Origin of the sequence: Micromonospora sp. NPDC005413, from assembly GCF_040606435.1 — a bacterium.
Classification (GTDB): domain Bacteria; phylum Actinomycetota; class Actinomycetes; order Mycobacteriales; family Micromonosporaceae; genus Micromonospora.
Map to the genome: position 1 here is coordinate 31,630 of NZ_JBEXEV010000008.1, position 20,346 is coordinate 51,975.

At 71.5% G+C, this 20,346-nt stretch carries 16 protein-coding genes; 11 read left to right on the forward strand and 5 right to left on the reverse strand.

What is annotated here, in order from left to right; translation table 11 throughout:
- Nucleotides 1-18: 18 nt before the first annotated feature.
- The 7 genes from efeO to raiA all read left to right on the forward strand — a co-directional run bounded on the left by efeO (nucleotide 19) and on the right by raiA (nucleotide 8,541).
- Nucleotides 19-1,149 carry an iron uptake system protein EfeO gene (efeO, locus tag ABZS37_RS12200; RefSeq protein WP_355168182.1) on the forward strand — a complete coding sequence of 377 codons (1,131 nt, stop codon included), beginning with the start codon at nucleotides 19-21 and terminating at the stop codon, nucleotides 1,147-1,149.
- 25 nt (nucleotides 1,150-1,174) lie between these two features.
- Nucleotides 1,175-2,452: an iron uptake transporter deferrochelatase/peroxidase subunit gene (gene efeB, locus ABZS37_RS12205; protein WP_355168184.1), complete on the forward strand. Its 1,278-nt coding sequence runs from the start codon at nucleotides 1,175-1,177 to the stop codon at nucleotides 2,450-2,452.
- 226 nt (nucleotides 2,453-2,678) lie between these two features.
- Nucleotides 2,679-3,368 carry an MtrAB system response regulator MtrA gene (gene mtrA, locus ABZS37_RS12210; protein ID WP_007455837.1) on the forward strand — a complete coding sequence of 230 codons (690 nt, stop codon included), beginning with the start codon at nucleotides 2,679-2,681 and terminating at the stop codon, nucleotides 3,366-3,368.
- 12 nt (nucleotides 3,369-3,380) lie between these two features.
- Complete coding sequence (gene mtrB / locus ABZS37_RS12215) at nucleotides 3,381-5,138, forward strand: MtrAB system histidine kinase MtrB (protein WP_355168186.1); 1,758 nt, start codon at nucleotides 3,381-3,383, stop codon at nucleotides 5,136-5,138.
- Entirely contained in the window at nucleotides 5,135-6,946 is a 1,812-nt protein-coding gene (locus ABZS37_RS12220) for an LpqB family beta-propeller domain-containing protein (RefSeq protein ID WP_355168188.1), read from the forward strand. Before mtrB ends, ABZS37_RS12220 begins: the two co-directional genes overlap by 4 nt.
- 4 nt (nucleotides 6,947-6,950) lie before the next feature.
- Complete coding sequence (locus ABZS37_RS12225; RefSeq protein ID WP_355168190.1) at nucleotides 6,951-7,658, forward strand: ComF family protein; 708 nt, start codon at nucleotides 6,951-6,953, stop codon at nucleotides 7,656-7,658.
- Between the two features lie 244 nt (nucleotides 7,659-7,902).
- The gene (gene raiA / locus ABZS37_RS12230; protein WP_354995643.1) at nucleotides 7,903-8,541 is read left to right on the forward strand and encodes a ribosome-associated translation inhibitor RaiA; all 639 of its coding nucleotides are present in this window, start codon (nucleotides 7,903-7,905) and stop codon (nucleotides 8,539-8,541) included.
- 67 nt (nucleotides 8,542-8,608) lie between these two features.
- Here the strand turns inward: raiA and ABZS37_RS12235 are convergent, their stop codons facing one another.
- Both ABZS37_RS12235 and ABZS37_RS12240 read right to left on the reverse strand, forming a co-directional pair.
- Nucleotides 8,609-9,721, reverse strand: coding sequence for a GNAT family N-acetyltransferase (locus tag ABZS37_RS12235; RefSeq protein ID WP_355168192.1), 1,113 nt, complete (start codon nucleotides 9,719-9,721; stop codon nucleotides 8,609-8,611).
- Nucleotides 9,718-10,869: a GNAT family N-acetyltransferase gene (locus ABZS37_RS12240; protein WP_355168194.1), complete on the reverse strand. Its 1,152-nt coding sequence runs from the start codon at nucleotides 10,867-10,869 to the stop codon at nucleotides 9,718-9,720. Before ABZS37_RS12240 ends, ABZS37_RS12235 begins: the two co-directional genes overlap by 4 nt.
- A gap of 168 nt (nucleotides 10,870-11,037) precedes the next feature.
- Here ABZS37_RS12240 and secA point away from each other — a divergent pair, with 168 nt between their 5' ends.
- Nucleotides 11,038-13,965: a preprotein translocase subunit SecA gene (secA, locus tag ABZS37_RS12245; RefSeq protein WP_355168196.1), complete on the forward strand. Its 2,928-nt coding sequence runs from the start codon at nucleotides 11,038-11,040 to the stop codon at nucleotides 13,963-13,965.
- A gap of 330 nt (nucleotides 13,966-14,295) precedes the next feature.
- Here secA and ABZS37_RS12250 read toward each other — a convergent pair whose 3' ends face one another.
- Both ABZS37_RS12250 and ABZS37_RS12255 read right to left on the reverse strand, forming a co-directional pair.
- Nucleotides 14,296-14,886 carry an Rv3235 family protein gene (locus ABZS37_RS12250; protein WP_355168198.1) on the reverse strand — a complete coding sequence of 197 codons (591 nt, stop codon included), beginning with the start codon at nucleotides 14,884-14,886 and terminating at the stop codon, nucleotides 14,296-14,298.
- A 583-nt stretch (nucleotides 14,887-15,469) separates the two neighbouring features.
- Nucleotides 15,470-15,697 (reverse strand): helix-turn-helix domain-containing protein, encoded by a 228-nt coding sequence (locus ABZS37_RS12255; protein WP_091393976.1) that lies wholly within the window; start codon nucleotides 15,695-15,697, stop codon nucleotides 15,470-15,472.
- Between the two features lie 264 nt (nucleotides 15,698-15,961).
- On the opposite strand from ABZS37_RS12255, the gene ABZS37_RS12260 reads away from it, so the two are divergent.
- Complete coding sequence (locus tag ABZS37_RS12260) at nucleotides 15,962-16,471, forward strand: hypothetical protein (protein ID WP_355168200.1); 510 nt, start codon at nucleotides 15,962-15,964, stop codon at nucleotides 16,469-16,471.
- An 11-nt stretch (nucleotides 16,472-16,482) separates the two neighbouring features.
- Here ABZS37_RS12260 and ABZS37_RS12265 read toward each other — a convergent pair whose 3' ends face one another.
- Complete coding sequence (locus ABZS37_RS12265; protein ID WP_355168202.1) at nucleotides 16,483-17,565, reverse strand: hypothetical protein; 1,083 nt, start codon at nucleotides 17,563-17,565, stop codon at nucleotides 16,483-16,485.
- A gap of 393 nt (nucleotides 17,566-17,958) precedes the next feature.
- Between ABZS37_RS12265 and pruA the strand changes: the two genes are divergently transcribed.
- Both pruA and ABZS37_RS12275 read left to right on the forward strand, forming a co-directional pair.
- Nucleotides 17,959-19,587 carry an L-glutamate gamma-semialdehyde dehydrogenase gene (gene pruA / locus ABZS37_RS12270; RefSeq protein WP_355168204.1) on the forward strand — a complete coding sequence of 543 codons (1,629 nt, stop codon included), beginning with the start codon at nucleotides 17,959-17,961 and terminating at the stop codon, nucleotides 19,585-19,587.
- Between the two features lie 175 nt (nucleotides 19,588-19,762).
- Nucleotides 19,763-20,278: a PadR family transcriptional regulator gene (locus ABZS37_RS12275; RefSeq protein ID WP_354995634.1), complete on the forward strand. Its 516-nt coding sequence runs from the start codon at nucleotides 19,763-19,765 to the stop codon at nucleotides 20,276-20,278.
- Nucleotides 20,279-20,346 lie beyond the last annotated feature (68 nt).

Sequence of the window (20,346 nt, forward strand, 5' to 3'; positions counted from 1 at the left end):
CGAGGAGAGACAGCTCAGATGCGTAGCACCCAGTTTTTCGCGCTGGCCGCTGCCGGCGTGCTGGCGACGGCCGGTGTAACCGCCTGCTCCGACGCCGACAATGGTGATTCGGCTGCCGGCGGCCCGATCGTGGTCAAGGCCAGCGACACCGCCTGCGAGGTCGGTACGACCGACCTGGGCGCCGGCACCGCCACCTTCAAGATCACCAACTCCGGTGCGAAGGTGACCGAGTTCTACGTGTACGCCGACGGCGACCGCGTGATGGGCGAGGTGGAGAACATCGCCCCCGGGCTGAGCCGTGAGCTGCACGTGGAGTTGCCGGCCGGCACGTACCAGACGGCTTGCAAGCCCGGGATGAGCGGCAAGGGCATCCGGGGTGCGCTCAAGGTCAGCGGGTCGGCGCAGCCGCTCACCGCCGACGCCGCGTTGGGTGGTGCCACCGAGAACTACCAGCGCTACGTCAAGAGCCAGACCGCCGCGCTCCTGGACAAGACCGAGGAGTTCGTCGCCGCCGTCAAGGCCGGCGACGTGGCGAAGTCCAAGGCGCTCTACCCGGTCGCCCGTACCTACTGGGAGCGGATCGAGCCGGTGGCCGAGATCTTCGGTGACCTCGACCCCAAGATCGACGGCCGCGAGGAGGTCATCGAGGAGGGGATGGAGTTCACCGGCTTCCACCGGATCGAGAAGGACCTCTGGCAGTCCGGCGACATCAGCAAGGACGGCCCGATCGCCGATCGGCTGCTGGTCGATGTCAAGGAGATCGTGGCCAAGGCCAACGCCGAGAAGCTCTCCCCGCTCCAGCTCGCCAACGGCGCCAAGGAACTGCTCGACGAGGTGGCCAGCGGCAAGATCACCGGCGAGGAGGACCGCTACTCGCACACCGACCTGTGGGACTTCGCCGCCAACCTCGAAGGGTCCAAGGCCGCCGTGTCCGCTCTCCGCCCGGCGCTTGAGCAGCGCTCACCGGAGCTGGTCAAGCAGTTGGACACCGAGTTCGCCAACGTCGAGGCGCTGCTCGGCAAGCACCGCGACGGCGACGGGTGGAAGCTGCACACCGCGCTGAGCAAGACCGAGCTCAAGGAGCTCTCCGACGGCATCAACGCGCTCGCCGAGCCGATCAGCAAGGTCGCGGCGACCGTCGCCAAGTGACCGGATGGCAGAAAGAGTCGAGTCGATGAGCGGAAGCAGGTTCACCCGGCGACGGGCGATCACGCTCGCCGGTGCCGGGGCGGCCGGGGTCGCCGGGGTGGCGGTCGGCGCGGGGGTGTTGGTGAACGGCTCCCGTGGCCCGGCCGCGGCGAGCGACCACCCGGCCGGGGCGGTGCCCTTCCACGGTGAGCACCAGGCCGGCATCGTCACCCCTGCGCAGGACCGGCTGCACTTCGTCGCCTTCGACGTGATCACCAAGGACCGGGCCCGGTTGGCGGAGCTGCTCGAGGAGTGGACGGCCGCCGCCGCCCGGATGACCGCGGGGCGGGACGCCGGGGTGCTCGGCGCGGTCGGCGGGATGCCGGAGGCCCCACCGGACGACACCGGTGAGGCGCTTGGCCTGCCCCCGTCGCAGCTCACCCTGACGATCGGCTTCGGGCCGACGCTGTTCCGTGACGCCGACGGCCGGGACCGCTTCGGCCTCGCTGATCGGCGGCCGGCCGCCCTTGCCGAGCTGCCGAAGTTTCCCGGCGACGCGTTGCAGCCGCAGCTCTCCGGCGGCGACCTCTGCGTGCAGGCGTGCGCCAACGATCCGCAGGTGGCGGTGCACGCGATCCGCAACCTGGCCCGGCTCGGCATGGGCGTGGTGAGCGTCCGCTGGTCGCAGCTCGGCTTCGGCCGTACCTCGTCGACCTCCCGCGACCAGGCGACCGCGCGCAACCTGTTCGGGTTCAAAGACGGCACGGCCAACCTCAAGGCTGAGGACACCGACCTGCTGCGCGACCAGCTGTGGGTGCAGCCGGGCGACGGGCCGGACTGGATGACCGGCGGCTCGTACCTGGTCACCCGCAAGATCCGGATGCTGGTGGAAACCTGGGACCGGACCTCGCTGGCCGAGCAGGAGGAGATCGTCGGCCGGACCAAGGGCAGCGGTGCCCCACTCGGTCGGACCAACGAGTTCGACGAGCCGGACTTCGCCGCGCGGGGCGCGGACGGTGAGCCAGTGATCGCTGAGCACGCCCACGTCACGTTGGCCCACCCGAGTCGGAACAACGGCGCCCAGTTGTTGCGCCGGGGCTACAACTTCGTCGACGGCTCGGACGGCCTCGGTCGGCTCGACGCCGGCCTCTTCTTCATCGCCTACCAGCGCGATCCGCGCCGTCAGTTCGTGCCGATCCAGACCCAGTTGGCTCGGCACGACGTGATGAACGAGTACCTGCGGCACGTCTCCAGCGGGGTGTTCGCCTGCCCGCCGGGGGTACGCGACGGCGGGGACCACTGGGGGCGGGCGCTCTTCGGCTGACCGTCGTCCGGTTGGCGACACGGGGATCGGCTCGGGCTGCGGTGGCGCCGGGCGCCACCGAAGGGGGATCATGGTGGCAGCCTGGTCGGGGAATCCTCCGTGCGCCCGGCACCGCAGCACGTGGCGCCGCCGCCGTGGGTCGCGGGTGTCAGGTTCCTCGGCGACGTTATGCGTTACCGGCAGACGCCGGTCCCACCGAACTGAATGAGGATGCAATATTAATCCCATGAGAGCCCGCGTACTGGTGGTCGACGATGACCCCGCGCTCGCCGAGATGCTCGGCATCGTGCTGCGTAGCGAGGGTTTCCTGCCCTCGTTCGTAGCGGACGGCGAACGGGCATTGGCTGCATTTCGCGACAGTCGTCCCGATATCGTGCTGCTCGACCTGATGCTGCCCGGTATGAGCGGTATCGACGTCGCCCGGTCGATCCGTGCGGAGTCGGGCGTGCCGATCGTCATGCTGACCGCCAAGAGCGACACCGTGGACGTCGTGCTCGGCCTGGAGTCCGGTGCCGACGACTACGTGGTCAAGCCTTTCAAGCCCAAGGAGCTGGTCGCACGGATGCGGGCCCGGCTGCGCCGGGGCGAGGACGTGGCCCCCGAGATGCTGACCATCGGGCCGCCCGGCAACCAGATCACCATCGACGTGCCCGCGCACACCGTCAGCCGCAACGACGAGGAGGTGAAGCTGACGCCGCTGGAGTTCGACCTGCTGGTCGCGCTCGCCCGCAAGCCACGTCAGGTCTTCACCCGCGAGGTGCTGCTGGAGCAGGTCTGGGGCTACCGGCACGCGGCCGACACCCGCCTGGTCAACGTGCACGTCCAGCGGTTGCGGGCCAAGATCGAGCCGGACCCGGAGCGACCGGAAATCATCCTCACCGTGCGGGGCGTGGGCTACAAGGCGGGGACCGGATAGCCTGGTCGCACTGTGTCGACCTCTCCGCCCCCGCACCCTTCGAGCACGGCTGCCCGCCGGCCCAGCGCCGGCGGGGATTTGTGGCGCGCCGTGAGCGGCCGGGTCGCCCGGGTGGTGGCCCGGGTGCACCAGACCTGGCGCCGCTCGCTCCAGGTCCGGGTCGTGACCATCACACTGGTCGCGTCCAGCCTGCTGGTCGGCGGCTTCGCGTTCCTGATCGCTGACAAGATCACCACCATCCTGCTCGACAACGCTCGCAGCGACGTCCGGCAGCGGGTGACCAGCGGCGCCAGCTACGCGGCCAAGCAGGTCTCCCTCTACGGCCAGCCGCAGGCGGCGCAGCTCCAGCAGACCGTCGACGGCACGGTCAACTACCTGGCCGGTGGCGACCCCCAGCAGACCAGCGGGGTGGTGGTGGCGATCACGGCCGACGGCTACCCCAACGACATCCAGACGCGCACCGCGCCATCCGCGAACGTCCAGTCGCTGATCAGCCCGGAGCTGCGGGCCGCGATCGCCGACGGCAAGGTGGCCAGCCAGATCCGCACCGGGAGGCTCACCGGTGAGTCGACCAAATACCTGGTCTACGGCTCACCGGTGCCCACCCGCTTCGGCCAGATCGAGCTCTACTACCTGGTGCCGCTGACCCGGCAGGATGTCACCGCCGCCGACGCCCGCGCCACCGTGGTGGCCACCGGAGTCGCCCTGGTGATCCTGCTCGGGCTGCTCGCGGCGCTGGTCACCCGCCTGGTGGTCAACCCGGTCCGGGTCGCCGCACGAACCGCCCAGCGGCTCTCCGCCGGGCTGCTCGACCAGCGCATGGTGGTCAACGGTGAGGACGACCTCGCCCTGCTCGCGGCCTCGTTCAACCAGATGGCCACCAACCTGCAACGGCAGATCCTGCGCCTGGAGGAGATGTCCCGGTTGCAGCGCCGCTTCACGTCCGACGTCTCGCACGAGCTGCGCACCCCGCTGACCACGGTCCGGATGGCCGCTGACCTGATCTTCGCCGAGCGCGACGAGTTCGACCCGGCGGTGGCCCGCAGCGCCGAGCTGCTCCAGGCCGAACTGGACCGGTTCGAGGAGCTGCTCACCGACCTGTTGGAGATCAGCCGCTTCGACGCGGGCTTCGCGATGCTGGACTCCGAGCCGACCGACCTGGTGCCGGTGGTGCACCGGGTGGTCGACCGCCTGGCCGGCCTGGCCGAGCGGGTGGGCGTCCCGATCGAGCTCGACCTGCCGGGCACACCGGTGATCGCCGAGGTCGACCCGCGCCGGGTCGAGCGGGTGTTGCGCAACCTGGTCGGTAACGCTGTCGAGCACGGCGAGGCCCGTCCGGTCCTGATCACCCTCGGCGTCGACGAGACCGCGGTGGCGATCACCGTTCGCGACCGCGGTGTGGGGCTCAAGGTGGGCGAGGAGAAGCTGGTGTTCAACCGGTTCTGGCGGGCGGACCCGTCCCGGGCCCGGCAGACCGGGGGCACCGGGCTGGGCCTGTCGATCAGCCTGGAGGACGCCCGGTTGCACGGTGGCTGGCTGGAGGCGTGGGGTGCTCCCGGGCAGGGCGCGCAGTTCCGACTCACGCTGCCGGCCCGGGCTGGTGACCGGCTGACCACCTCTCCGCTGCGGCTGGTGCCGGCTGACGCCGCGCTGCCGTTCGGCGGTCCCCGCGACGGCGGTCCGCTGGCCATCGGGCCCGGCACCGGCGGGGCACTGGCGATCGACCCGGCCTCGGGCGGGGACGCACAGCGGGCGGAGGTGCGCTCATGAGGCGGCCGACTCTGCTCGGGGCACTCGGCGTGGTGGTGCTGCTGAGCGCCGGCTGTGGCATCCCGGCGGCGTCCGACGTGCGGGTGGACGGCAAGGGCGAGGCTGCGACGAAGGCCGGCCGCGTGGACGGCCCGGGCAGTGAGCCGCCGACGCGGACGGCCAGCGGCAGCCTCAACGAGGTGTTCGTGCGCAACTTCCTGTCCGCCGCCGCCGGCGAGCCGGACCGGGCGTACGAGCGGGTCAAGGCGTTCATCGCCCCCGAGGACAAGCCCAGCCTGCAGGACAAGAAGGGCAGCGAGGTCGCGCTGAACGTGGTCCGGCTGCGCGAGGCGGTCTACACCCTCAACAGCGACTCGACCACCACTGTGAAGATCACGGTGCAGCAGATCGGGGTGTTGCGGGCCAACGGCATCCTGGCTCCGCCGGTCGCGACCGAGACGCAGTACGAGTTCGGGCTGCGCAGCGCGGCGTTCGACAGTGGTGTCAACGACGAGCGGGCCGGCCTGTACGTCCTCGACCCGCCGAACGTGCTGCTGCTCAGCGACGAGGCCCTCAAGCGGTACTACCAGGACGAGTCGATCTACTTCTGGAGTTCCGACCGCACCCGCCTGGTGCCCGATCAGCGTTACCGGCCGCTGGCGGTGCCGGACGAGCGTCGGGTCAACGAAGTGGTGAAGTGGCTGGTCGGCGGCCCCTCCGACTGGTTGCGCCCGGGCGTCGTCGGGCTGCCCGACGGCACCGAGCTGATCAACAACGCCACCGGCGCCAACGGTCGGTGGGAGGTCAACCTGGACATGTCCGGTGACGACCAGAACGGGATCGACCAGCTGATCACCCAACTGGCCTGGTCGTTGGGCGACCGGCCGGGCGAGCTGGAGTTGAAGGTCCGCAACAACTCGCAGCCCGTGCAGGACCTGGACGAGCGGCGGACCTTCAAGCCGCTCTACCCGAACGCCGTGAGCCCGCAACGGTTCGGCGTGTACGAGGGTGCGATCCATCCGCTCGACTTCGGCAGCGAACTCAGCGGCGCGGTGCCGTTGGCGCCCGAGGCCAACCGCACCATCGTCTCGGCCGACCTCGCACTGGCCAAGGAACAGCGGGTACTCGCCGCGATGGTGGTCACCGGCAGCAGCAAGAGCCGGTACCGACTCGCGGTGGGCACGGGCACCGAACCAATCTCCGTCATCAGCCGCAGCAGCACCGAGTACTCCTCGATCAGTCGCCCGGTCTGGCTGCGTACGGTCGACTCCCGCCCAGGCCGGGGCCTGGTCGTGGCCGACGGGCAGCTCTACCGGTTCGATGAGGCGGCCCGGATGTACCCGGTACCACTCAACCTGCCCGAGGTCACGGCGGTGGCCGCCGCGCTGGACGGCCAGCGGGTCGCGCTGATCGCCGGCGGCCGGCTCTACGTCGCGGCGGTCAACCCGGACGGCGGCGGGGTCTCCATCGGCCCGCCCCGACAGTTGGTCACCTCGCTGACCGGCCTCACGGCGGTCGACTGGGGCAGGGAGGACCGGCTGGTGGTGGCCGGGTCGGCGGGCCAGCCGGCGATCTACGAGATCAGCGTGGACGGCGCCCTGGAGACGCCCCTGCGGACCGACGTGGGAGCCAAGGTCAACCACCTGACGGCGTACCCGACCAACCGCAACGTGCGGGTGCCCAGCGGGGCGTACATGTTCGAGGCGAACGGGGTGGCCTACCGCAGCAGCCCGTTCGAACGGATCGAGCACGACCGTGTGCGAGACATTCCCCCGACACCGGCCGGCGTCCGCGTGAGCAACCCGTCGGCACCGTTCTTCCTCTACTGACGCCGTGCGCGGGCTCTGGGCGGACCTCGCCGACCTGGTGCTGCCCGTCGACTGCGCGGGCTGTCGGGAGCGCCGGCCCGGCCTGCGGCACGGGGTCTGCCCGGCATGTGTCACGACGCTGGGCGCGCTGCGCCCACGGTCGGTCCGCCCGACCCCCGCCCCGCCGGGCCTGCCGTCCTGCGTGGCACTCGGCCCGTACGCCGGCCCGCTGCGTGAGGCCCTGCTGACCTACAAGGAACACGGCCGGCACGGGTTGGCCCGCCCGCTCGGCGCCCTGCTCGCCGAGGTCGTCGCGGCGGCGGTCGGCGAGGCTCGTCCATTGGCGCTGGTCCCGGTCCCGGACACGGCGGCGGCCGCCCGGTCCCGTTACGGCGACCACCTGGACCGACTGGCCCGGCACTGTGCGGCGCGGCTCACCCAGGGCGGCTGGGCGGTGCAGGTGCACCGTCCGCTGCGTGCCCTACCCCGGCCCGACTCGGTCACCCTGGACAGCGCCGGGCGGGCGGCGGCGGCCGAGGCCGCGTTCCAGCCCCGCTCCACAGCGCCGGGTGCGGGTCGTGCTGGGGGCGCGGCGCCGTTCGTGGTGCTGCTGGACGACATCGTCACCACCGGCGTCACCCTGGCCGCCGCAGCCCGGGTGCTGACCGCGACCGGATGGGAACCGAGCGTTGCCGCTGTGCTCGCGGCGACCGAGAAACGACACCTTTCGTAACCGAGCGTGTTTCCGATTCACCCGTTGGTGTATGAGCTGCGAAAATTCCTGGGCGGTCTCGGCAACATGGGGTGACGGCCGGGTAAACAGGAGCTAGCGTTTCGTTGTCGGGGGTAGGAGGTCTTCCACCCGCCCCTGGCGGTGAGAGGAGGCGTAGCCGTATCAACCGGTCGACGCCAGCGGGTCTCCCCACGGCGCGCGACCGGGTTACCGGATCGAAGACCGTCCGAACAAGGGAGGTCACGTGGACATCGTGGTCAAGGGCCGAAACGTCGAAGTGCCGGACCATTACCGGGTGCACGTAGCCGAGAAACTCGCAAAGATCGAACGCTACGACCACAAACTTATTCGTGTCGATGTCGAGCTGTTTCATGAGCGCAATCCGCGCCAGGCCGACCACTGCCAGCGGGTGGAGATCACCTGCGTTTCCCGGGGCCCGGTGATCCGGGCCGAGGCCTGCACGAACGACTTCTACAGCGCACTCGACGCGGCCATCGCGAAGCTCGACACCCGGCTGCGCCGCGCCGCCGACCGCCGCCGCGTACACCGAGGTCGGCACGCGCCGATCTCCGTCGCCGAGGCCACCGCGGGCCTGCCGGTCGCGGACCTGGTGGCCACCCCGCTGAGCGCGCCGGGTGACGGCGCCCGCGCCGGCACCGCCGTCGCGGAGCGGGTCGAGGAGGAGTACGACGACCAGCAGCCGTGGCACATCGCCCGGGAGAAGGTGCACCCGGCGGAGCCGATGACGATCGACGACGCGCTGTTCGAGATGGAACTGGTCGGCCACGACTTCTACCTGTTCCAGGACAAGGAGTCCGGCCGCCCGAGCGTCGTCTACCGGCGCCACGCGTACGACTACGGCATCATCTCCCTCGCCACCTGATCCGTAGCCCGACCCCTGTCGATCATGGAGTTGTGGTGGGGAACGCCCGCCACAACTCCATGATCTGTCAACGGAGTTCGGAGGGGAGCAGCGCGAAGGTCAGGTCGTCCAGGCGGGCACCGGCCAGCCCGGGCAGACGGCCGCGCTGCAGGGCCTCGCGCTGGAACCCGACCCGCTCCAGTACGCGATGCGACGCGGTGTTGTCCGGCACCGTGCCGGCGGTCAGCCGGGCGATACCGGTGGGGCCGAACGCCCAGCCCGCGAGCAGTCGGACCGCCCGTGTCGCGTACCCCCGGCCGCGCCAGCTGGGCAGCAACGCGTAGCCGACCGACGCCTCGCCAGCGGCCACGTCGGTGAACGACAACCCGCAACTGCCCGCCGGCTCCCCGCTGGCCACGTCCGTGATCAGAAGCCGGGCGATCTCACCGGTCAGCCATCCGCTCTCCGCGAGACGGCACCGACGCGCGATGGCCTCCCGCGTCGGCGGCACGGGCGGCGCCTGGTTCGCCACCACCTCGGCTCGGCTGTGCAGCCGGTACATCAGCTCCGCGTCGTCCGGCGCGAGCCGGCGCAGGGCCACCACCTGATCGGTGAGCACCCCGCCGGGCAGGTCCGGTAGCAGCCGGGTGGCCGGGCCGGGCGGATCGTCGGCGAGGCGTACCCAGGCCAGCAGATCGTGCCGGCCCTCGTCGCGGGTTGACCCGGCCGACCGGCGTACACCCTCGTAGACGAAGCCGGCCGCCAGCGCGACCCGTTGGCTCGGGCCGTTCTCCGCTTCGGTGAGCAACTCCAGCCGGACCGTCCCGGTGGCGAACGCGTGCTCGCTCAGCGCCCGCGTGGCCGCGCCGGCCACTCCGCGCCCACGCGCCGCCGACCGCACCCAGTAGCCGATCTCGGCCTGCCCACGCGCCGGCACCGGGTTGTTCAGCCCCACCGCGCCGAGCAGTCGGTCGGTGGCCGGGTCCGCGATGGCGTACGCCGCGCCGCCCCCGGTCCAGGCCGCCGGGGCGCCCGCGTCGATCCACCAGCGGGCATCCAGTTCGGTGTACGGCGTCGGCAGGTTCGAGACGAACCGCTGGGTGAGCGGGTCCGCGCAGCCGTCGACCACGTCGGCGGTGTCCTCGGCCCGGAATGGACGCAGCCGCACCCCGTGGGCCTCGACGACCGGTAACAGGGTCATCGCAGGTCCTTGGCGAGCAGCGCGCCCACCCACACGTCGGCACGCTCGCCCCGGTGCTGCACCCCACCCCGGGCGGTTCCCTCGAACGTGAAGCCCGCCTTCTCCGCCGCCCGGCGGGAGGCGGTGTTGCCCACGTTGGCCTTCCACTCGATCCGGGCCAGGCCCAGCGTGGTGAAGCCCCAGGCGCTGAGCGCGATCAACGCGCTCGGCAGGTAGCCCCGGCCACGGAACGCCGGGGCGGTCATGAATCCCACGTCGGCCAGTAGCGGGTCGGCGGGGGAGAGTCGCAGGTCGAGCGAGCCCGCGTACCGGTCGTCCGGGTCGGCGATCACGAAGCAGGCGGAGTCACCCCGGGCCCAGGTGTCGCGGCTGTAGACCTGGTAGCCCTGCGCGTCGGCGCGCTCGTACGGGTCCGGCACTGTCGTCCAGCGGATGGTCTCCGGGTCCCGACAGGTCTGCACCACGGCGTCCAGGTCCTGCTCCTCCATGGGCCGCAGCCGCAGCTCCCCGGCCCCGGCCGTGGCGAACAGGATGGGCTGCGGGCGGCCGAAGACCGCGGCCCGCCGGGCGGCCAGGGTGGTCGGACCGGCCGGACCGGCCGACCCGGGAGCGGGCACCTCGCCGGGCAGCAGCGACCCGATCCAACCGTCCGCGCCGGGAGGCAGCGCCGGGTCGGCCAGCCGCAACCGGCCGTCGATCCGGAAGCCGGCGCGAAGTGCGACCAGACGGGAGGCGTGGTTGCCCACCTCGGCCTGCCAGATCAGCCGGCGTAGCCCGAGGGTGTCGAAGGACCAGCGGGCCACCGCCCTGGCGGCCCGGACCATCACTGCCCGCCCGCGCGCCCAGGGGGCCGTCCAGTAGCCGATCTCACCGGTGCCGACGCGGTCGATGGAGATCAACCCGCAGGAGCCGAGGAGATCGCCGGTCGCCGGATCGCAGACCGCGAACGGCGCACCGGTGCCCTCCGCCCAGGCCCGCCCGCTCACCTCGGTGACGAACCTGTGGGCGTGTTCCGGCAGATATGGACGCGGCACCCTGATCCAGCGCTGAATGTCCGGATCCTGGCACGCTCGGTGAACGGCGTCGGCGTCGGCCTCCCGCCAGGGTCGCAACAGCACGCCGTCCTCGGTGATCTCCACGGGCTCCACCCGTGCATCGTGCCGGAACGTTCGCCGACGGCGTAACCGGATATCCTTTGGCACACAACCAGTGCGTGCGTTATGTCGGGTTCGGCGAGGCGGACCGCCGCCACCAGTGACCATCGCGCCGATGGAGCGCCTACGATGGTTCGAGACTGTCTAGGGGAGCGTTGATCCGTGTCGATTCTGGAAAAGGTCCTTAACGCAGGCGAGGGCCGCATGGTGCGCCGGCTCAAGGCCGTCGCCGCTGCCGTGAGCTCGATCGAGGACGACTACGTCAACCTCAGCGACGAGGAGCTGCGCGGCATGACCGAGCAGTTCCGGGAGCGGCTCGTCGACGGCGAGACCCTCGACGACCTGTTGCCGGAGGCGTTCGCGGTGGCCCGCGAGGCGTCCGCCCGGGTGCTCGGCCAGCGGCCGTACGACGTCCAGGTGATGGGCGGCGCGGCGCTGCACTTCGGCAACATCGCCGAGATGAAGACCGGTGAGGGTAAGACGCTGACCTCGGTCATGGCCGTCTACCTCAACGCGCTCTCCGGCGAGGGCGTGCACGTGGTCACCGTCAACGACTACCTCGCCCAGCGCGACGCGGCCTGGATGGGTCAGGTGCACGAGTTCCTCGGGCTGACCGTCGGCGTGGTGCTGCCCAACCGGCCGGCCACCGAGCACAAGGCCGCCTACGAGTGCGACATCACCTACGGCACCAACAACGAGTTCGGCTTCGACTACCTGCGCGACAACATGGCCTGGTCGAAGGACGAGCTGGTCCAGCGGGGTCACAACTTCGCGGTGGTCGACGAGGTCGACTCCATCCTGATCGACGAGGCACGCACCCCGCTGATCATTTCCGGCCCGGCCGAGCACTCGGCCCGCTGGTACGGCGAGTTCGCCGGCGTGGTGGCTCGGCTCCAGCCCGGCACCGACGGCGAGGGCGACTACGAGGTCGATCACTCCAAGCGCACCATCGCGGTCACCGAGCGCGGCGTCGCCAAGGTCGAGGACCGGCTCGGCATCGACAACCTGTACGAGTCGGTGAACACTCCGCTGGTCGGCTACCTGAACAACGCCATCAAGGCCAAGGAGCTCTACAAGCGCGACAAGGACTACATCGTCAGCGACGGTGAGGTCCTGATCGTCGACGAGTTCACCGGTCGCATCCTGCACGGGCGTCGCTACAACGAGGGCATGCACCAGGCGATCGAGGCCAAGGAGGGGGTGGAGATCAAGCAGGAGAACCAGACCCTGGCCACCATCACCCTCCAGAACTACTTCCGCCTCTACGGCAAGCTGTCCGGGATGACCGGTACGGCGCAGACCGAGGCGAGCGAGTTCAACAAGGTCTACAAGGTCGGTGTCGTGACCATCCCGACCCACCGCCCGATGGTCCGCGCGGACCGGCCGGACGTCATCTACAAGACGGAAAAGGCCAAGTTCAACGCCGTCATCGAGGACATCGTCGAGCGGCACCAGATGGGCCAGCCGGTGCTCGTCGGCACCGTCTCGGTGGAAAACTCCGAGATCCTCTCCCAGTTGCTGCGCCGCCGGGGCATCCCGCACGAGGTGCTGAACGCCAAGTTCCACGCCCGGGAGGCCGAGATCATCGCCCAGGCCGGGCGTAAGGGTGCGGTCACGGTGGCCACCAACATGGCCGGCCGTGGCACCGACATCCTGCTCGGCGGCAACGCCGAGTTCCTTGCGGCGAACGAGCTGCGCCAGCGTGGTCTCGACCCACTGGAGAACGAGGAGGAGTACGCCAAGGCGCTGGAGGAGGTCCTGCCCACGTGGAAGCAGGCCTGCGACGCCGAGGCGGACGAGGTCTCCGCGGCTGGTGGCCTGTACGTGCTGGGCACCGAGCGGCACGAGTCCCGGCGGATCGACAACCAGCTGCGCGGTCGTGCCGGCCGGCAGGGTGACCCGGGCGAGTCCCGTTTCTACCTGTCCCTGCAGGACGAGCTGATGCGGCGCTTCCGGGCCGGTGCGGTCGAGGCGGTGATGGAGCGCTTCAACATCCCGGAGGACGTGCCCATCGAGTCGAAGATGGTCAGCAAGCAGATCAAGAGCGCCCAGGCCCAGATCGAGGGCCAGAACGCCGAGATTCGCAAGAACGTGCTCAAGTACGACGAGGTGCTCAACAAGCAGCGCCAGGTCGTCTACGCCGAGCGCCTCCGGGTGCTCAACGGTGAGGACCTCTCCGAGCAGGTCCGCAACATGATCGACGACACCGTCGAGGCGTACGTGCGGGGTGCCACCTCCGACGGCTACGGCGAGGACTGGGACCTTGAGCAGCTCTGGTCCAGCCTCAAGCAGCTCTACCCGGTCGGCGTGACGATCGAGGAGCTGGAGGAGGAAGCCGGAGGTTCCCGGGCCGGCATGGACGCCGACTTCCTGGTCGCCCGCCTCAAGGACGACGCGAACGCCGCGTACGACCGGCGTGAGGAGCAGGTCGGCACCGAGGGGGTGCGCCAGCTCGAGCGGATGGTGCTGCTCCAGGTCATCGACCGTAAGTGGCGCGAGCACCTCTACGAGATGGACTACCTCCAGGAGGGCATCAACCTTCGGGCGTACGCCCAGCGCGACCCGGTGGTGGAATACCAGCGCGAGGGCTTCGACATGTTCGCCACCATGATGGAGGGCATCAAGGAGGAGACGGTCGGCTTCCTCTACAACGTCGACGTCCAGGTGACCGAACCGGAGCCGGACGCGGGGTCGGAAGAGGTCACGCTGCTCGACAAGCCGGTGGAGATCCGGGCCAAGGGCCTCAACCGCGCTCCGCAGCGGCAGGGCCTGCAATACTCCGCTCCCACCATCGACGGTGAGGCCAGTCCTGGCGCGGTCGCCGTGGAGCAGGCCGAGCAGCAGGCTCCGGCGCTCGGTGTGGGTCGACCGGCCCCGGGTGCTCCGGCGGCGCCGGGGCAGAGCGCGCCGTCCGCACCGCAGCGACCGGCCTCCGGGCTGCGCGGCCCGGTGGTTCCGTCGGCCGCCTCCCGCCGGTCGGCGCCGAACCAGGCGGAGGCGAGCAACGGCCCGTCCCGCAACGCGCCGTGCCCGTGTGGCTCGGGCCGCAAGTACAAGCGCTGCCACGGCGCCCCCAACGGCGGCAACTGACAGACAGCACCTGACCAACGGGTCCCGGCCGATCAGGCCGGGGCCCGTCGGCGTCTCCAGCCCCCGGGCCGCGTGCCGGCTGGGGGTACCGCAGCCAGGAGCGCGCCTAAGCTGGGCGGGCGGGCAGGCCGGGGTACGTGGACAGGCCGGGGTGCGTGGCCATGTTGGGGTGCGTGGCCAGGCTGTGGTGCGTGGCCATGCCGGGGTGCGTGGCCAGGCTGTGGTGCGTGGGCAGGCTGTGGTGCGTGGGCAGGCTGTGGTGCGTGGCAGGCTGTGGTGCGTGGCCAGGCTTGTGGTGCGCGCTCAAGCTGGGCGGGCGCCTGGGGTTGGTCAGAGGACCTGCAGCGCGGTGCAGAGCCAGCGGCCTCGGCGATGCTCCAGGCGGAGCGCCAGCGCCCAGCTCCGACCACCCGCGCCGGTGAGAACGGCCGCCGCCTCCACCGCGGCCTCCCGGGGCTCGCAGACTCGCAGCCGGAGCAGCCGGACCACCGGCCGGCCGGCGCGGCGACGAGGTGCCCCGGCTCGCCCGGACGCGCGGGCCAACTCGGTCAGCAGGTCACCCGCCCGGGTCGGGTCGAGCAGTGCCCGCACCTGCGCCGGCGAACGGTAGCCGTTGACCACCTCCAGACAGGTGCCGACGAAGCGATGTGCGGCTCGGGTGGCCTCCGGAGCGGTCGCCGGCGGTAACGGCGTGACCGGGTGAGTGGTGGACCGGCTTGGCACCGGCCGGAGGGCCGCCCGGCGCTCCGGTGGCCGGACCGGGTCTGGCCGGGTCGAGGCGAACAGGTCGAGGGCGAGCTGACCGTGGGTCGGTGCCGGCCAGTACGGCCCGTCGGTCTCGTCCGCGTACGGAGGGTCGATGGGCGGGACGGGACGCAGCCGCACGGGTGGTCGGGATGGACCCGGTCGCGCCTCACTCATCGCTGCCTCCACTGATCTTGCGTTTGCGTTCGTTTGCCTTCGACACCATCGATTCTGAGCGATGGAGCGGTCCCGGTCAATGGCTCGGGTGGAAGGGCGACCCGCAGCACGCGTGATCCACTCCGCTTCGCCGATATCGCGGTATCCGAGCGCCCTGACACCCCAACTTCGGCGATACGGAGTGGATCACGCGCGCGGCCGGGCTGGGCGGGGTCGGCGAGGCTGGGCTGGGCGGGGCCCAGCCCCGCATCCCGGCCCAGCCCCGCATCCCGGCCCAGCCCCGCATCCCGGCCCAGCCCCGCATCCCGGCCCAGCCCCGTCCGGCGCAACCCAGGAGTGGGGGCCGGGCGCGGCGGGGTTGCGCGCGGGCGCGGCTGGGTTGGGCCGGAGTGGGGGGCCGGGTGGGCTGGCCTGGGTGGGCCGGCCTGGGCTGGAGTGCGGGGCCGGGCGGGGCCGGGCGGGCTGGGCGGGGCCGGGCGGGCTGGGCGGGGCCGGGCGGGCTGGGCTGGAGTGCGGGGCCGTGCGGGGCTGGGCTGGGACGCGGGGTCAGGCCGGGGTGTCGGACCTTGCAGGGCTGGGCTGGCTACTCCGGGTCGCGGTCGACCAGCGGGTTGCTCTGCACCCAGTCGGCGGTCTCGTCGTACTTGCGCGCTATGTACTCCTCCAGGCGCGCGCGCTCGACGCGCCACTGGCCGCGCCCACCGATCTTGATCGCCGGCAGTTCACCGCTGCGCACCATGTGGTAGACCTGCGAGTCCGACACGTTCAACTCGGTGGCGACGTCGGAGAGCAGCAGGAACCTCGGCTCCACAGATAACTCCCGGGGTTGATGTCGTTTAGCTCAGTTTGCCATCGACAGCTCCGGCCGCCCAACACCCGGGCGGTCCGGCCGCCCAACACCCGGCCGGCCGGTCGCCCAACACCCGGGCGGTCCGGCGCTGGCCAACAGCGCGTGACACACCGGCCGGGAACTTCCACCGGCCGGAGGCGGGGTGTATGACGGTCACGGCGTGCGGCATGATCTGCGCCCGTGCCGGCGGCCGCCGGTGGAGGACGAAGCGGGGGGAGACGACCGGTGACCAACGAGCTTGTCCGGGTGTACGTGCCGGCGACCGTACCGATGCTGGCCCGACTGCGTGAGGACGGGCTGGCCGCCGATCAGGCGCACGCCGTGACCCCGGCGCTGCGCGAGTGGTACGCCGAGGGCGACGAGGAGGAGCTGGAGTACGTCGCGTTCACCCGGGCCGCCCAGGACGCGCTGCACCTGCTCCGGGCCGATCCGACCGCTCCCCGCCGCCGCGTCGTCGTCTCGGTCGACCTACCGGCGGGCGCGCTCGGGCGGGGTGACGGTGAGCTGGGTTCCAGCACGGTGACGTTGGCCGACGCCGTGCCGGTGGCTGCCGTCGCGGCCCTGCACGTGGACGGCACGGACGCGGTCGAGGAGGTCGCCGCGGCGGCTGACGTGGTGGCCGAGGCAGCCGCTGGCGACCCTGACGCCCAGTTCACCGTCGACGGCGCCGAGGACCACGAGCTGGAGTGGTACGACGTGACAGAGCTGGACCTGCTGCTACGCGCGGCCGGCTGAGCCGGCCGACGTCAGCGGGACGGATCCGCCTTGGCCGGGTCCGCGTCGAATGCCTCGGCCGGGCTGGGCTCGCCCTCCGGGTCGACCTGGTCCACGACGGTGTCGGAGCCGTCAGCCGGTTCGTCGTCGTCGGTGTGGGCCGGGCCGAGCGTGCGACCGAACGCGATGAGCGCGGTCAGCGCCCCCACGAAGAGCACCCAGATGCCGTTGTCCACCCGCGAGGTGCCCAGCGAGGTCTGGGCAACCGCGTCCGCCTCGCTGAGCGCGCTGGCCAGATCGAGCAGCGACCGGCCGCCGATCCGGATGATCACCTCGGCGAGCAGCAGGAGCAGCCCCGGCCCGGCACCGGCGAGCAGGTACGCCGGCCAGCGCAGCGCCGGGGTCTCGGGATCGCGGCGGACGGCCCGACGCCTCGCCCAGGTCAGGTAGCCGAAGGCGAGCAGCCCGGCCAGCAGGCCGGCGACGAGCGATTCGGTGCGGGACACCCACTTGGCGGCGTCGACCACCGACTGCTGGCTGTCGCCGGCCCCGAAGAGGTTGAACAGCGGGTCTCGGGCTCGGCTGAACGCGACCACGAAAGCCAGCGTGCCCAGCGCGGCGGTCACCACCGCACCGACCGCCGGGGCGGTCCGCGCGCCGGCTACCGCGCCACCGATGATCGCCGCAGCCGCGGTGGTGCCGGCGATCACGTTGGTGGTCGAGGTGTCGAAGTAGGTGAGGTTGATGGCCAGCGCGGAGCCCAGCCCGACGAGCATTCCGCCGCCGATCGCCCCGGCGAAGCGCAGGGTGGCCCAGTCGCCGTACCGGCGGGCCAGCAGGTTGCCGACTGCCAGCGCGACGGCCGCCCCGGCCACCAGCGCGGCCGAGATCACGCCGGGCAGGGCGAACGCGGAGAGACTGATCGCGGTGACACCGGCCGCCGCCGAGGTGATGGCCTCCCGCGTGGACCAGAGCATGGCGGTCAGCCACCCGAGCGCCAGCAGCGCGAGCACCGCCGCGCCGGGCGCGGCCACCGGCCGACTGCTGGGGCCGGCCGCGTCGACCGCGGGCTCGTCCGACTCCGCGGCCGGGACGCGGCCGGGCTGCTTGGTCATCGTCTCCCCTTCGAGGCGGCAGGTCACCGACCATTCAGGGTACGCGGGCCAGCTGGGCCGTCCGCCGCCCCGGGACGGCCGGGAGTGACCCGGGACGGCCGGGAGTGACCCGGGACGGCCGGGAGTGACCCGGGAGTGGCCCGGCTGCTCGCCGGACGGGCCACCCCGTCTCCGGTCGGGTCACCCGTCGGGGTGTAGCCGGTAAGGAGAGAAAGGGTGGGCCGGTCCTTGGCGGAGGGCGGTGGCGGAGGTGGGGCGTGCAGCCCTCCATGGGAGAATCAGGGGAGGTCCCGCCGCTGCTCGGCCCTCCCGTGTGGCGTCCGGTGTCCGGCCGTCCGGTCGGTGCCTGCGGGTCCGGTTTCGCCACTGCTGTCGAGATCGCCAGGAGCCTTGATGGATGCCGTGTTCTCCGTTCCCGAGCCGCGCAACGAGCCGGTTCGCAACTACGAGCCGGGCAGCCCCGACCGGGACCGGCTCCAGCGGCGGCTGACCGAGCTCGCCGCCGAACGCATCGACCTGCCGATGACCATCGGCGGCGAGCAGCGGATGGCCGGCGGTGACCCGATCAACGTGGTGCAGCCGCACCGGCACGCGCACGTGCTGGGCGTGACCGCGCACGCCACCCACGACGACGCCCGCGCCGCGATCAAGGCGGCCAAGGACGCCGCCCCGATGTGGCGGGCGTTGCCCTTCGAGGAGCGCGCCGCGATCTTCCTGCGCGCCGCCGAGCTGCTCGCCGGCCCCTGGCGCGACACCCTCAACGCCGCCACCATGCTCGGTCAGTCGAAGACCGCGATCCAGGCGGAGATCGACGCGGCCTGCGAGTTCATCGACTTCCTCCGGTTCAACGTGCACTTCGCCCGCCGCCTGCTCGAGGAGCAGCCGGCGTCCTCACCCGGCGTCTGGAACCGCTTCGACCACCGCCCGCTGGAGGGCTTCGTCTACGCGGTCACCCCGTTCAACTTCACCGCGATCGCCGGCAACCTGCCGTCGGCGCCAGCCCTGCTGGGCAACACGGTGATCTGGAAGCCGGGCCCGACGCAGCAGTTCGCCGCGCACTTCACCATGCGGTTGTTCGAGGCCGCCGGCCTGCCGCCCGGCGTGATCAACATGGTCACCGGCCGGGGCGAGGAGGTCTCCGACGTCGTGCTCGCCGACCCGGACCTGGCCGGCATCCACTTCACCGGTTCGACCAAGGTCTTCCAGCAGCTGTGGCGGACCGTCGGCGACAACATCGCCCGCTACCGGGGCTACCCGCGCCTGGTCGGCGAGACCGGCGGCAAGGACTTCGTGGTCGCGCACACCAGCGCCGACGTCGACGCCCTGCACACCGCGCTGATCCGTGGCGCGTATGAATACCAGGGCCAGAAGTGCTCGGCGGCCTCGCGGGCGTACGTGCCGCGCTCGATCTGGGAGGGTGGGCTGCGCGACCGGCTGGCCGCCACCACCGACTCGCTGACCTACGGCGACGTGGCTGACTTCAGCAACTTCGGCGGTGCCGTGATCGACGACAAGGCGTTCGCCCGGCACACCGCCGCGCTGGATCTGATCGCCGGCGACGACAGCTGCCGGGTGCTGGCCGGTGGCACCGCCGACGACTCGGTCGGATACTTCGTCCGGCCGACGCTCTTCGAGTGCGGCGACGCCGCACACGAGACCTTCACCACCGAGTACTTCGGGCCGATCCTGGGCGTGCACGTGTTCGACGACGCACGCTTCGACGAGGTGGTCGCCCAGGCCGAGTCGATCGCCCCGTACGCGCTGACCGGCTCGGTGTTCGCCACCGACCGCCGGGTGGTCGACGCCGTCGGCGAGCGCATGCGGTACGCGGCCGGCAACTTCTACATCAACGACAAGCCGACCGGCGCGGTGGTCGGGCAGCAGCCCTTCGGCGGTGCCCGGGCCAGCGGCACCAACGACAAGGCGGGCTCCTGGCTCAACCTGGTCCGCTGGGTGTCGCCGCGGACGATCAAGGAGACCTTCGTGCCGCCGACCGACCACACGTACCCCCACATGGGCTGACCGGCGACGACCCGCCGGCGGCGCGCGTGGCGCCGCCGGCGGTCGGCCGAATGTCGCAATCCATCGATAGTCCTCAACGGACAGTCTGTCGCCGACAGTGCACTTAGGAAGTCCTGTCGGGTGGCAAACTGGCAAATCCTGGACGCCGGGTGCGCAAAGTGGCAGCGTGGTGGGCATGGCGGATTCCGGAGTCAACCCTACGGCGGCGGCCCTGCTCGGGCTCCTCCATGAGGGCCCGATGACAGGCGGTCAGTTGATGGCCGCCGCTGAGCGCCGTCTGGCGCCGTACTGGTCAATGACCCGCAGTCAGGTCTACCGCGAGTTGCCGGTGCTGGCCGAGCGGGGTTTCGTGCGGCTCGGTAAGCCGGGGCCGCGAATGAGCCAGCCGTACTCGCTCACCGCCAGCGGGAAACGGACATTTTCTCGTTGGTTGACGGAGAATCCGGGGCGGGACACCATCCGCAACCCGATAGCGCTCCGGATGGCCTTCGGCAACCTGCACTCCGCCAGTCAGCTGAAGGGCCTGTACGCCTCGGCCAACGAATACCACACCGAGGCCCTCGCGCAGGTCCGGGAGCAGGTGAAGAACGCCAAACGGGACGGCGAGACGTACGACGCCAGCGCGCTGGAGTTCGCCGTCGCCTACCACCGGGCGGCCCTGTCGTGGTTGAAGTCCGCCCCCGTCGGGTGACGATCGGCGGGTTCACGCATACGGAACGAGCTGGGCCGCCTTCGGCACAGCGCCGGTTTTGCGCGGAA

What these genes read in the sequence shown, in the direction of transcription:
- ABZS37_RS12220 (WP_355168188.1), top strand. Translation starts at nt 5,135, where the DNA reads ATGAGGCGGCCGACTCTGCTCGGGGCACTCGGCGTGGTGGTGCTGCTG.
- ABZS37_RS12275 (WP_354995634.1), top strand. Translation starts at nt 19,763, where the DNA reads ATGGCGGATTCCGGAGTCAACCCTACGGCGGCGGCCCTGCTCGGGCTC.
- ABZS37_RS12265 (WP_355168202.1), bottom strand. Translation starts at nt 17,565, where the DNA reads ATGACCAAGCAGCCCGGCCGCGTCCCGGCCGCGGAGTCGGACGAGCCC.
- pruA (WP_355168204.1), top strand. Translation starts at nt 17,959, where the DNA reads ATGGATGCCGTGTTCTCCGTTCCCGAGCCGCGCAACGAGCCGGTTCGC.
- efeO (WP_355168182.1), top strand. Translation starts at nt 19, where the DNA reads ATGCGTAGCACCCAGTTTTTCGCGCTGGCCGCTGCCGGCGTGCTGGCG.
- mtrA (WP_007455837.1), top strand. Translation starts at nt 2,679, where the DNA reads ATGAGAGCCCGCGTACTGGTGGTCGACGATGACCCCGCGCTCGCCGAG.
- ABZS37_RS12235 (WP_355168192.1), bottom strand. Translation starts at nt 9,721, where the DNA reads ATGACCCTGTTACCGGTCGTCGAGGCCCACGGGGTGCGGCTGCGTCCA.
- ABZS37_RS12250 (WP_355168198.1), bottom strand. Translation starts at nt 14,886, where the DNA reads ATGAGTGAGGCGCGACCGGGTCCATCCCGACCACCCGTGCGGCTGCGT.
- efeB (WP_355168184.1), top strand. Translation starts at nt 1,175, where the DNA reads ATGAGCGGAAGCAGGTTCACCCGGCGACGGGCGATCACGCTCGCCGGT.